This window comes from Rhodoferax sp. (assembly GCF_030646845.1).
Lineage (GTDB): Bacteria > Pseudomonadota > Gammaproteobacteria > Burkholderiales > Burkholderiaceae_C > Rhodoferax.
In genome coordinates, this window is the sequence record NZ_JAUSLE010000023.1 from 25,300 (window position 1) to 36,341 (window position 11,042).

At 64.0% G+C, this 11,042-nt stretch carries 14 protein-coding genes; 10 read left to right on the forward strand and 4 right to left on the reverse strand.

The window, feature by feature from the left end; genetic code table 11:
• Positions 1-13: 13 nt before the first annotated feature.
• Both Q7T10_RS06325 and Q7T10_RS06330 read right to left on the reverse strand, forming a co-directional pair.
• On the reverse strand, positions 14-892 hold the full coding sequence (locus Q7T10_RS06325) for a branched-chain amino acid ABC transporter permease (protein WP_304746967.1): 879 nt from the start codon (positions 890-892) through the stop codon (positions 14-16).
• Positions 892-1,755 carry an ABC transporter ATP-binding protein gene (locus Q7T10_RS06330; protein WP_304746968.1) on the reverse strand — a complete coding sequence of 288 codons (864 nt, stop codon included), beginning with the start codon at positions 1,753-1,755 and terminating at the stop codon, positions 892-894. Before Q7T10_RS06330 ends, Q7T10_RS06325 begins: the two co-directional genes overlap by 1 nt.
• Positions 1,756-1,881: 126 nt before the next feature.
• Between Q7T10_RS06330 and Q7T10_RS06335 the strand changes: the two genes are divergently transcribed.
• The 8 genes from Q7T10_RS06335 to Q7T10_RS06370 all read left to right on the forward strand — a co-directional run bounded on the left by Q7T10_RS06335 (position 1,882) and on the right by Q7T10_RS06370 (position 7,870).
• Complete coding sequence (locus Q7T10_RS06335; RefSeq protein WP_304746969.1) at positions 1,882-2,556, forward strand: TetR/AcrR family transcriptional regulator; 675 nt, start codon at positions 1,882-1,884, stop codon at positions 2,554-2,556.
• A gap of 103 nt (positions 2,557-2,659) precedes the next feature.
• A complete protein-coding gene (locus Q7T10_RS06340; RefSeq protein ID WP_304746970.1) occupies positions 2,660-3,223 on the forward strand; it encodes a DUF6622 family protein in 564 nt (187 codons plus the stop codon).
• A gap of 3 nt (positions 3,224-3,226) precedes the next feature.
• Entirely contained in the window at positions 3,227-4,216 is a 990-nt protein-coding gene (locus Q7T10_RS06345) for an alpha/beta hydrolase (RefSeq protein ID WP_304746971.1), read from the forward strand.
• Between the two features lie 108 nt (positions 4,217-4,324).
• Complete coding sequence (locus Q7T10_RS06350; RefSeq protein WP_304746972.1) at positions 4,325-4,609, forward strand: 2TM domain-containing protein; 285 nt, start codon at positions 4,325-4,327, stop codon at positions 4,607-4,609.
• A 4-nt stretch (positions 4,610-4,613) separates the two neighbouring features.
• On the forward strand, positions 4,614-5,645 hold the full coding sequence (locus Q7T10_RS06355) for a sensor histidine kinase (protein ID WP_304746973.1): 1,032 nt from the start codon (positions 4,614-4,616) through the stop codon (positions 5,643-5,645).
• Positions 5,646-5,652: 7 nt separating this feature from the next.
• Entirely contained in the window at positions 5,653-6,468 is an 816-nt protein-coding gene (locus Q7T10_RS06360) for a LytTR family DNA-binding domain-containing protein (protein ID WP_304746974.1), read from the forward strand.
• A gap of 64 nt (positions 6,469-6,532) precedes the next feature.
• Positions 6,533-7,192: an LON peptidase substrate-binding domain-containing protein gene (locus tag Q7T10_RS06365; RefSeq protein WP_304746975.1), complete on the forward strand. Its 660-nt coding sequence runs from the start codon at positions 6,533-6,535 to the stop codon at positions 7,190-7,192.
• 93 nt (positions 7,193-7,285) lie between these two features.
• Positions 7,286-7,870 carry a hypothetical protein gene (locus tag Q7T10_RS06370; RefSeq protein WP_304746976.1) on the forward strand — a complete coding sequence of 195 codons (585 nt, stop codon included), beginning with the start codon at positions 7,286-7,288 and terminating at the stop codon, positions 7,868-7,870.
• 12 nt (positions 7,871-7,882) lie between these two features.
• On the opposite strand, the gene Q7T10_RS06375 is transcribed toward Q7T10_RS06370, so the two are convergent.
• Positions 7,883-8,947 carry an alpha/beta hydrolase gene (locus Q7T10_RS06375; RefSeq protein WP_304746977.1) on the reverse strand — a complete coding sequence of 355 codons (1,065 nt, stop codon included), beginning with the start codon at positions 8,945-8,947 and terminating at the stop codon, positions 7,883-7,885.
• Between the two features lie 159 nt (positions 8,948-9,106).
• Here Q7T10_RS06375 and Q7T10_RS06380 point away from each other — a divergent pair, with 159 nt between their 5' ends.
• A complete protein-coding gene (locus tag Q7T10_RS06380) occupies positions 9,107-9,508 on the forward strand; it encodes a phage holin family protein (RefSeq protein ID WP_304746978.1) in 402 nt (133 codons plus the stop codon).
• A gap of 25 nt (positions 9,509-9,533) precedes the next feature.
• Here Q7T10_RS06380 and Q7T10_RS06385 read toward each other — a convergent pair whose 3' ends face one another.
• Entirely contained in the window at positions 9,534-10,661 is a 1,128-nt protein-coding gene (locus Q7T10_RS06385) for a DUF2157 domain-containing protein (protein ID WP_304746979.1), read from the reverse strand.
• Between the two features lie 73 nt (positions 10,662-10,734).
• On the opposite strand from Q7T10_RS06385, the gene Q7T10_RS06390 reads away from it, so the two are divergent.
• A partial coding sequence (locus Q7T10_RS06390) for a glutamate--tRNA ligase family protein (RefSeq protein ID WP_304746980.1) occupies positions 10,735-11,042 on the forward strand: 308 nt, incomplete at its 3' end.

Here is an 11,042-nt window from a genome sequence, read left to right on the forward strand (position 1 = left end):
GGGGTGCATGGTTCTAGAGCCTCTCAATTTCATGGGTGCCGAACATGCCGTAAGGGCGAATCATGAGCACGACTACCAGCACGATGAAGGTGGCCAGCAGCTTGTATTCACCGCCGAGGTAAGCGCCCGCCACCGCCTCGACCAGGCCGATGAACAAGCCGCCCACCAGCGCGCCGAGCACGCTGTCGAGCCCGCCGACGATGACGACCACCAGCACCGACAGTCCGAAGATGCCCATGGACGACGAGATGCCGCCGATCGAGCCGACGATGATGCCGGAGACGGCCGCGATCATGGCCGAGACCACCCAGGCCAGCGAGAACACGCGCGGCACGTTGATGCCCATGGAGTACGCCGCAGCCGGGTCTGACGCCGTGGCGCGCAGTGCCACGCCGCCGCGCCAGAAGCGGAACACCAGCAGCACCGCCGCGATCAGCACGACGGCAATCAGAGCGCCATAAAACACCTTGGGCGCCAGGAAGGCATCGCCAACCATCACCGGCGTGTTGGGCATGAAGTCGGCCAGCCGGCGCTGATCGGCGGTCCAGATCATTTCCACCAGGCCCACCAGAACGGAGGCCAGGCCCACCGTGACCATGAAGACCGAGATCGGCGGCTCGCCCAGCAGCGGGCGGATCATGGTGCGCTCGATGATGGCGCCCAGCAGGCCGGAGCCGAGCACCGCCGCCGGAATGGCCAGCCACAATGGCAAGGCGAAGGTCGCGGAGAAGGTGAAGAACAGATAGGCGCCGACCATCAGCATTTCGCCGATGGCAATGTTCACCACGCGCGTGGCTTTGTACACCATGACGAAGGCCAGTGCCGCCAGCGCATACAGGCCGCCGCTGGCGATGCCGGTCAGGCTGATTTCAAACAGGTAGGCCCAATCCATCAGACAGCCTCCTGCAATGGCACGGCAGCGCCGGCCCACAGCTTGCGACGCAGGTCGCCCACATCGCCCGAGCCCAGATAGGCGCGGATCACCTCGGGGTCGCTCTGCACGGTGGCCGGTGCGCCCTGGGCAATGACCTGGCCGAAGTTGAGCACGACCACATGGTCGGACAAATCCATCACCATGCCCATGTCGTGCTCCACCATGAGCACGGTGATACCCCACTCCTCCCGCACGTCGAGGATGAAGCGCGCCATGTCCTCGGTTTCCTCGCGGTTCATGCCGGCCACCGGCTCATCCAGCATCAGTATCTCGGGCTGCATGGCCAGGGCGCGGGCCATTTCCACACGCTTTTGCAGGCCGTAGGGCAATGCGGAGACCGGCGCATGACGAATATGGTCAATCTCGAGGAAGTCGATGATGCGCTCTTCGATGTCGGCGCGCAGCGCGGCCTCTTCACGGCGCGCACGACCCATATAGAACAATGCGTCGATCACATTGGTCTTCAAGTGCGTGTGGCGGCCGAGCTTGATGTTGTCAAGCACCGTCATGCCGCGAAACAGCGCAATATTCTGGAAGCTGCGGCCCAGGCCCATCCTGGCGCGCTGCGGTGTTGGCACGCGCGTGATGTCCTGACCCTTGAAGCGCACATGGCCGCTGCTGGGCCGATAAAAGCCCGAGATGGTGTTGAAAAGAGAGGTCTTGCCCGCGCCATTGGGCCCGATGACCGCCGTGATGGAGCCCGGCGCCACGTCGAAGCTCACGCCACTGAGCGCACGCACGCCGCCGAAGGCCAGCGTGACGCCGTCGACCTGCAGCAGGGGCGTGGCGGCGACAGGGCCGCCTCGGGGTGTTGTCTGCATCGGCTTATCTATACGGGTTTGTGTGGACGCGAAAATTCTTACTACTGCGTAAACTTATTACTCTTGAGTAGATTATGTAATTCACTCACCACCCCAGCATCAGGACTTTCCCTAAGGTCTTCCACCATGCCCAAGAAACGGCCTGCTTCAACACCCACTCCCGCTGCGGCGCCGGCGTCGCCCTGGGCGCCTGCTGCTGCGCGTGAACAGCAGCGCGAGACCAAGCGCAATGCCGTGCTGTCGACGGCGGCGCAGCTGTTCAATGAGCGCGGCTTTCATGCGACCTCCCTGGACGACATTGCCGCGCGCCTGAACGTCAGCAAGCCCACGCTTTATTACTACGTGAAGAACAAGGACGAGATCCTGATCGAATGCGTGCGCAAGGGGCTGCACATGATGCTGGAAGGCATTGAGGAAACGCGCAATGCGGGCGGCAAGGCCATTGACCAGCTGATGGCCTGCATGCGCGTCTACACCCGCATCGTCACCATGGATTTCGGCATGTGCGTGATCCGTGTCGGCGACGATGAACTGCCGCAGGAGAGCCGCAAGGAGCTGCGCCGGCTCAAATCCGGCATTGACATGGAATTCCGCCGCCTGGTGACGGAAGGCATTGCGGAAGGTTCGCTCCAGCCTTGCGACCCCAAAATCGCGGCATTCGTGATCGCGGGCGCCCTGAGCTGGATCGGTCGCTGGTACCAGCCGGGCGGCGAGTACACCCCCGACGAGATCGCAACGCAGTGCATTGCCAGCTTGTGCGACGGCGTGCTGCGACGCCCGGACGCCGTTCACGCCTCGTAGCGGCATTTCACGTCCTGCTGCACGCGTTCGGTCGCATGCGCGTGGCACGCCGGCACGTGCTCCGGCACAGTACGCCCATCGCTCAACTCAAGAAGGATGCGCCATGCTGATCCAACTCATCACCCAACACCCGCAAATGCTGGGGACCGTCATCAAGAACACACCCCTGTGGGTCTGGGGCCTGCTGGCGGCCCTGCTCGCACTGGGTCTGAGCCAGGCACGTGGCCGCCGCGTGGGCCTCACGCGCATGGCACTGCTGCCACTGGCCATGACCGGCCTGTCGCTCTGGGGCACGGTCTCGGCCTTTGGCAACTCGCCGCTGTTTGGCTATGTGCTGCTGGCCTGGGCCAGCGGTGCCTCGCTGATGGCCGCCTTGATCGCACCGCTGGCGCCGCCGGCGGGCACCCGGTACGACGCCGCCTCGCGCAGCTTCCAGGTGCCGGGCAGCTGGGTCCCGCTGGCGCTGATCCTGGGCATCTTCCTGACCAAGTACATCGTCGGGGTTGATCTCGCCATGCAGGCGTCCCTGGCGAATGACGGCCAGTACACGCTGATCATCGGCGCGCTCTACGGCCTGTTCAGCGGCATCTTCGCGGGCCGTGCCGCCCGCCTGTGGCGCCTTGTGTTGCGCCGGGCGCCCAGCGGCACATCCGCACTGACGGCCTGAGCCATGGGAGCCAAACCCCTGCGCGTGCTGGCGCTCCTGATCGGGGCCGCCATCCTGCTGGTGGCCACAGTGATCGCTCTGGCGGTCGGCTTCGGTGGCCCGGCCCCGGTTGCCGCGCTCGACAGCATCAACGCACCCTTCAGGAATCTGGACTACAGCGCCATTCCTGCGGTGCAACGCTACACCGCGCGTGATGGCGCGGCACTGGCCTATCGCCATTACGCGAGCGCAGCGGCAGCCACACCCGGCGCCACGACGACACAGCGGCGCATCGTCCTGATCCACGGCTCGTCAGCCAGCAGCCGCTCCATGCACCCCATGGCGCAGGCGCTGGTGGCCGCCGGGTACACGGTGGACGCGCTCGATGTGCGCGGCCATGGTGACTCCGGCACGCGCGGACAGATTGCCTACATCGGCCAGCTTGAAGACGACCTGGCGGACTTCATGCATGCCGTGCCCCACCCGGGACCGAGCACCCTGATCGGCTTCTCGGCCGGTGCGGGCTTTGCGCTGCGTTTTGCCGCGTCGCCACAGGCTGCATTGTTTGACCGCTATGTGCTGCTGGCCCCGTTTCTGATTCAAGCCCCCAGCAACCGGCCTGGCGGTGGCGGCTGGGCATCGGTCGGCCTGCCGCGCATCATTGCGCTCACGGTGTTGAACAAGATCGGCATCACCGCCTGGAACGACTTGCCAGTCACGCAGTTTGCCCTCAACGCCGAGGCCAAAAAGTTCCTCACGTCAAGCTACTCGTACGCCTTGGCCGCCAACTTCAGCACGCATCTGGACTATGCGCAGGACATTCGCCGCGCGCCCAACGCCATCAAACTGATCGCCGGCCTGGACGACGAGTTGATGCTGCCTGAGCGCTATGCACCGATCTTTGCCAGCGCGGGCAAGACCCTGGCCGTCACCCTGGTGCCGGGGGCCAACCACATCGGCCTGACCCTGAATGCGCCCGCGCTGGCCGCCATTGTGGCGGCGTGCCAGGATTGACTGCAACCCAAGCCTACGCAAGCACGATGACTACCATAGCGCAGCCATTCGCCAGCGATTCCGCCGCATGCTTCAGCTACCATCCCGACCAACAAACCGGTGCCCACCATGAGCCCTGAAGAAATCAACCGTATTGCCCGCAAGCGCGCTGGCGCCAAGCTGGGCTGGTATGCGCACGCAACCGTCTACGTAGTGGTCAACCTGGCGGTGTTCGCAATGTCCCAGTACGGCTTCGGCAGCCGCCCCTGGTCGGTCTTCCCCTTGCTGGGCTGGGGATTGGGCGTGGCGCTGCACGGCATTTCGGTGTTCGTATTAGGTTCGGGCGCGGGCTTGCGCGAACGCATGGTGCAAAAAGAACGCGAACGCCTGCAGCGTGAGCGCAGCGGCTCGTAAAACCATGAGAATCGACTGGATTGCCAAGCTGCGGCATTTGCTGCAAACCATGGCGTTCTGCCTGGCCATCGCGTTCATCCAATGGGCCTTCAATCCGGCGCGGAGCTATGGCATTCCCCTGCTCTATTCCCTGTGTATCGGGTTCGTCTGCTGGGTGTGGATCGACTTCGGGCGCCACCTTTTCCCCTCCAGCCTGGACACTGGCTGGCCCAAGGGCTGGCAGGTCCTGGCGCTGGTCATCTCAGGCAATCTGGTCGGCTACTTCTTGGGCACCTATGCCGCCGATCACTGGTTCGGCTGGTCGTCCTGGGACGCGGGCCTCGCGGGCACGCAACTGCGCACCTCGCTTCTGGTGACGGCGCTGGCCGGCATCGCGATCACCTATTACTTTTACAGCGTCAACAAGAGCGCCTATCTGATGCGCAAGATGGCTGAGGCCCGCCAGCACGCGAGCGAAGCGCGCCTGAAACTGCTGGAGACCCAGCTGGAGCCGCACATGCTGTTCAACACCCTGGCCAACCTGCGTGCGCTGATTGGCACCGACCCCGCGCGCGCCCAGGACATGCTGGACCGCATGGTGGCCTACCTGCGCGCCACGCTGACGGCATCGCGCGCGACAACGCACACCCTGCAAGCCGAGTTCGACCGCGTGCGCGACTACCTGGAACTGATGGCCGTGCGCATGGGGCCGCGCCTGAGCTACACACTGGACCTGCCCGCTGAGCTGGCGCAGCATCCGGTGCCCACACTGCTGCTGCAGCCACTGGTAGAAAACGCCATCAAGCACGGGCTGGAACCCAAGGTGGAAGGCGGCAGCATCACCGTGCGCGCCCGCCAGGCGGCCGGCCAGATGACGCTGGACGTGCGGGACACCGGCGTCGGTCCCAACCCGGGCGGCGCCACGGTGGACGGCTTCGGCCTGGCGCAGGTGCGCGAGCGCCTGGCCACCCTGTACCCGAACCAGGGCGCTATTGAATTGATAGCTGATAGCGCAATGGGTACGCGGGCTAGCATCACTTTTCCTTATAAATCGTGAGCATGGCATGAACAGAACAAGCAATCCCACCGCCCTGATCGCCGAAGACGAGCCGCTGCTCGCCGCCGCACTGCAGGCCGAGCTGGCACGCGCCTGGCCCGAGCTGCGGGTGCTGGCCGTGGTGGGCGACGGCGCGTCTGCCGTCACACAGGCATTGCGGCTGCAACCCGATGTGCTGTTCTTCGACATCCGCATGCCGAGCCTGAACGGGCTGGACGCGGCCGCCGAGCTGGCCGATGCGTGGCACACCGACAGCGCGCCGGGCACGCCCTTCCCTGCCCTGGTGTTCGTCACCGCCTACGACCAGTACGCCATCCAGGCCTTCGAGGCCGAGGCGGTGGACTACCTGCTCAAGCCGGTGCAAGCCGACCGTCTGCAAAAGACCGTGTCAAAACTGCAGCTAGCCCTCGCCAACCGGGCGCACCCCGCTATTGATTTCGAAGCAACGCTGGGCCAGCTGCGTGGCCTGCTGGGCGCGGGGCCACGCCCCACGGCCGCGCCACTGAAGGTGATCCAGGCCAGCGTGGGCACGGCCATCCGCATGGTGCCCATCGATGACGTGGTCTATTTCGAGGCCGCCGACAAATACGTGCGCGTGCTGACCGCTGCCCATGAATACCTCATTCGCACGCCGCTCAAAGAACTGCTGCCCCAGCTCGACGCCAGCACCTTCTGGCAAGTCCACCGCGGCACGGTGGTCAATGCCGCCCGTATCGACACCGTCACGCGCGACGAGGCGGGCAAACTCAGCCTGTCCGTGCGCGACCGCCCTGAGCGGCTGCCGGTGAGCCGCCTCTACGCCCACCTGTTCAAAGCCATGTAGGTGCGCCGGGCGTGGCGGCCAGGTTCGTGGGATGATGGCGCCAACACCAATCGTGGCACTGCAAATGTCTGAATCCCTGGCCCTGTTTTCGCTCCCGCTGTTTCCGCTGGAGACGGTGCTGTATCCCGGTGGCACCTTGCCGCTGCGGATTTTTGAAGTGCGCTACCTCGACATGATCGGTAAATGCCACAAGACCGGTGCGCCCTTTGGCGTCGTCGCGCTGACAAAAGGCACCGAGGTGCGCAGACTCGACGCCGCGCCAATCGCTGGCGATGGATTTGCGGCGGAAGCATTCCACAGTGTGGGCACCCTGGCCACCATCACCGAGTTCTCCATGCCGCAGGCTGGCCTGATGGTGATTCGCTGCACCGGCACGCAACGTTTTCGCATCAACACCCATGACAAGCTCAAGCACGGCCTGTGGATCGCCAATGTGTCCCGGCTAGCCGACGATCAGTCGGTCAGCATCCCGGACGATCTCAAAGGCGTCGCCACCGCCCTGGGCAACTTGATCAACACCCTGCATGGACGCGATGTGCCGCCGCAACTCATGCCGGTGCAGCCGCCCTACCAGCTGGAAGACTGCGCCTGGGTTGCCAACCGCTGGTGCGAGCTGCTGCCCATGCCGCTGGATCACAAACAGCGCCTGATGGAACTGGACAACCCGCTCCTGCGGCTGGAGCTGGTCGGCGATCTGCTGGAGCGCAGCGGCATCGCGTCCTGAGGAACCGGGGGTTTGCCTGAACTTGCGGATCACCCGGGGCGGGACTACGATATGAACCGACAGTTACCCATAAAAGAGACAACCAACATGACCATGCAGTACACCACCGTGGCGGATCGCCTGCCGGAAAACAAGATGCGGATGTACCCCACCAAGGTCATCAATGTCATTGGTGGCCCGGGTTGCGACAAATCGCTGTTCTCGTCGGCCATCATCCTGTACCTGAACCTGCACCACAAGACCGTCGAAAACATCCCGGACTATGCCAAGTCACTGGTCTGGCAAAAAGATTTTGAAGCGCTGAAGAACCAGTACCAGATTGCCCAGCGCCAGTTTCAGATGATTGAACTGATGGACGGCCAGGTGCAGTTCCTGGTGACCGAGTGCTCGTTGCCGCAGGTGCTCTACTACAACGAACATTACGCCGAAAACATTTGCGACGTTGCCAAAACCCGGCTCAAGATTCTGGAGTGGTACAAGCAGCACAACAACGTGAACATCCTGGTGGAGCGCGGCGACAAGAAGTATGTGCACACCGGGCGCTTCCAGGACGAAGACCAGGCCAGAAACATCGACCGGGTCATTCGGCAAACCCTGACCCATGAAGGCATGAAATACACCATCCTGCCCCCGGACATTGATGCCATCAATGCCTTTGCGGCCACCCTGCTGGAATAGCAGCCTCCCCGGCTAGGACCGGGCCTGCAGAAATTTGCGGATCTCCTCAATCGCCTCCCGGCCTTCCTCCAGTTCCGGGTAGAAGATCTGCCAGACGTGGACCATGTGGCTCCAGGTCTGCAGGGTCACGGGTGAGCCGGCGGCGACGGCCTTGTTGACATAGCGGCGGCAGTCGTCAACCAGCATTTCCGCCTCGCTGGCCTGCACCAGTAGCGGCGGCAAGCCCGACAAATCGCCAAACACCGGAGACACCGCCGGATGGTTGGGCCGATGGCGGTTCAACAGCCAGGCGCCCCACAGCAGCACTATCCGCGGCACCCTGGTCAGCGCCTTGAACATCGGGCCCAGCATGTAATCGGTCCCCAGATTGGTTCTCAGGCTGGGGCTTCCGAAGGTCGAATCCGTGGTCGGCGACAGGGCCACGGCGGCATTCGGCGCGCGCAGGCCCTGGTCGCGCACCCAGGCGATCAGCGACAGCGTCAGGTTGCCGCCAGCGGAATCGCCCGCCACAAAAATTGCCGTGGCCGGCCCGGGGCCGGTGGGCCCGTTGTCCAGCATCCAGCGGTAGGCGGTGCGGCAGTCTTCAATGCCGGCCTGGCGCGGGTGTTCCGGCATCAGGCGATAGTCGATGGCCAGCACCGCGGCGTTCGCAATCTCGGAGAACTTGGCGGTCAGCCGCCGGTGGCTTTTCGGGCTGCCCAGGGCGAAGGCCCCGCCATGGATGTAGAGCAGGCGCCGGCTGCTGTCGGCATTGGGTGCCAGCACCCATTCCGCCGGCACCCCGTTGACATTGACGGCATTGAACTGGATCGCCGGATCGACAACCGGGAACGCATTGTCCAGATAGTCGCGCAGGAACGCCATGCGCCCGCGGCGCGGCGTTTGGTTCACGGTGTCGAAGATGCCGCCGAGCGACGCAGCCACCGCCTTGATTTCTTCACTAGGCTCCGTGCCGATGGAGCGGCGCTCGCCTGCGGGCAGATCAAAGGCGCTCAGGTCTTCACCGCGCAGATAGAAATGCCCAATGACCCAGACAAGCGCCACCAGGGCCAGCACCGACAAAATGATTTCGTACACGTTCAACTCCCGAATCAACATCGCCGCGTACGGGCCGACAAACCCTGACGCCGATGGCTACCCGGACTATAGTGCCATGCCACAGAGACAGGCCCCATGAAACCGGTGCGCGGTATCATCGATCGCCCGCCGCCCAACGCACCAACAAGACCAACTCACATGCTCGACAACCTGACGCCTTTCCTTCTGCATTGGGCCATCACCGCGGTGTCGCTCTGGGCCGCCAGCTACATCTTCAAGGGCATCAAGTTTGCCGATACCTCGTCGCTGATCCTCTCGGCGCTGCTGCTGGGCTTTGCAAACGCCGTGGTCAAGCCGCTGCTGATTGTGCTGACCTTGCCGTTGACCTTTTTGACGTTCGGCCTGTTCCTGCTGGTGATCAATGCATTGATGATCCTGCTGGTCGCGTGGCTGGTCAGGGGCTTCACGGTGTCGAGTTTCTGGACCGCGTTTTTTGCCGCCATCTTCATTGCCGTGCTCAGCTTTGTGATTGGCGCTTTTGTAGTCGGCGGCAGTGAGTCGCAGACCATCCAGATGCCGCACAGCGGCAAGTGGCTCTAAAACGGGCGATGCGCCTGCCTGTCTATCAGGCGCGCAGTGCGGCCGGCACCCAGGCGCTCAGGCGCGCATTGATGCGATCCTCGTGGCGCTGCCACCAGATGCCCAGCGCCACCACACCCAGGCCGAGCAGCGTCAGGGCAAACGGGAACATCAGACTGTCCTGAAACACCCGGTGCGACAGATAGCCCAAGTACCCGGCCACGCCCAGCGCCCCCAGCACCGTGAACACCCGCCGCCCAATGGCCGCGCCCGTAAACACCAGGCCCACATTGATCAGCGCATAGAGAAATTTGCCCAGTTCCGAGCTGGAGTCGCGCATGCTCAGACCAAACCAGAACATGATGGCGCCAAACAGGTACAGCCAAAACGCGTAATCCTGCCGCCAATCAGCCTGTAGCGCGCGCCGGCCGCGCACATCCACCCAAACGGCAATGGCGCAGGTGGCCAGGCCAAACACCAGCGACACATCGCGTGTAAAGCGCCAGTCGAAGCCGTCGTTTTGCATCAGGGCGTTGGCCACGTCCATGCTCATGTACCACAGGGTCAGCGCCACCGGCATCACCATGAACGGCAGGCGGTAGCGCCACAGCATCAGAACTCCGGCGCCCAGCGTGGCAAATTCAAGCGTCATCCAGCGCCAGTTGATATGCGAGTGGTAGCCCGAGTAACGCTCCGGCCCGCCCGGTGGCCACAGGCCCAGGCCCTGCTGCACGCACCACACCATCAGCGGCACCAGGCACACCGCCAGCGTGGCCAGAATGCCGGCCGGAATGGGCAGGTGGCGCACTTTCAGGTGGTCGGCCACCTTCAGGCAAGCCACCGTGTACCCCAGGCTGATCGCCAGCAGGCCCCAGGCGCCAAAGGCCTGCCAGCCCAGCGTCATGAACAGCGTCATGGCGCCAATGGCCACCATGCCGCCGAAGTAATACAGGGTGTTGGTGAAGCTGAAGGCGGGCCCCACCGCCCCACGCCGTACATGGCGGCCCTGCGCTTGCGCCAGCGCCGCCGCCGCTGCGCCTGGGGCCATCCACACCGCCCACAGGTGCTGCGCCTGGGTGGAGGAAATGATGCCGGCCTCTACCGCGGCCTGCAGATCAGCCCTTTGTAGCGACACGGTTTCAGGGGAGCTGACAGAAAAATCGATTTGCTTCATATTGCGCGAAAAGGGGTGGCCGCCAAGAGTGCAAATGGTACTTCAGCGCACCCCGGCGTCTAGAATCAAACGCATGAGCTCCTCCACCCCCACCAACCCCGCAGCCCCCGACCACAAGCCCAGCAACTTCCTGCGCCAGATCATCGAGCACGACCTGGCCAACGGCACCTATGGCCAGCGCCGCTGGGGCGGCAGCCCGGGCGACGCGGCCCACCATGCCAAGGGCCAGCCCGACCCCGCGAGCATTCGTACCCGATTTCCGCCCGAGCCCAATGGCTACCTGCACATCGGCCACGCCAAGAGCATCTGCATCAACTTCGGCCTGGCGCGCGACTATGGCGGCGTGTGCCACCTGCGCTTTGACGACACCAACCCCGAGAA

Bases quoted from the DNA above. Each gene is read 5' to 3' on its own strand.
- Q7T10_RS06345 (WP_304746971.1), top strand. From the start codon at position 3,227: ATGGGAGCCAAACCCCTGCGCGTGCTGGCGCTCCTGATCGGGGCCGCC.
- Q7T10_RS06335 (WP_304746969.1), top strand. From the start codon at position 1,882: ATGCCCAAGAAACGGCCTGCTTCAACACCCACTCCCGCTGCGGCGCCG.
- Q7T10_RS06380 (WP_304746978.1), top strand. From the start codon at position 9,107: ATGCTCGACAACCTGACGCCTTTCCTTCTGCATTGGGCCATCACCGCG.
- Q7T10_RS06340 (WP_304746970.1), top strand. From the start codon at position 2,660: ATGCTGATCCAACTCATCACCCAACACCCGCAAATGCTGGGGACCGTC.
- Q7T10_RS06330 (WP_304746968.1), bottom strand. From the start codon at position 1,755: ATGCAGACAACACCCCGAGGCGGCCCTGTCGCCGCCACGCCCCTGCTG.
- Q7T10_RS06325 (WP_304746967.1), bottom strand. From the start codon at position 892: ATGGATTGGGCCTACCTGTTTGAAATCAGCCTGACCGGCATCGCCAGC.
- Q7T10_RS06350 (WP_304746972.1), top strand. From the start codon at position 4,325: ATGAGCCCTGAAGAAATCAACCGTATTGCCCGCAAGCGCGCTGGCGCC.
- Q7T10_RS06370 (WP_304746976.1), top strand. From the start codon at position 7,286: ATGCAGTACACCACCGTGGCGGATCGCCTGCCGGAAAACAAGATGCGG.
- Q7T10_RS06385 (WP_304746979.1), bottom strand. From the start codon at position 10,661: ATGAAGCAAATCGATTTTTCTGTCAGCTCCCCTGAAACCGTGTCGCTA.
- Q7T10_RS06365 (WP_304746975.1), top strand. From the start codon at position 6,533: ATGTCTGAATCCCTGGCCCTGTTTTCGCTCCCGCTGTTTCCGCTGGAG.
- Q7T10_RS06355 (WP_304746973.1), top strand. From the start codon at position 4,614: ATGAGAATCGACTGGATTGCCAAGCTGCGGCATTTGCTGCAAACCATG.
- Q7T10_RS06360 (WP_304746974.1), top strand. From the start codon at position 5,653: ATGAACAGAACAAGCAATCCCACCGCCCTGATCGCCGAAGACGAGCCG.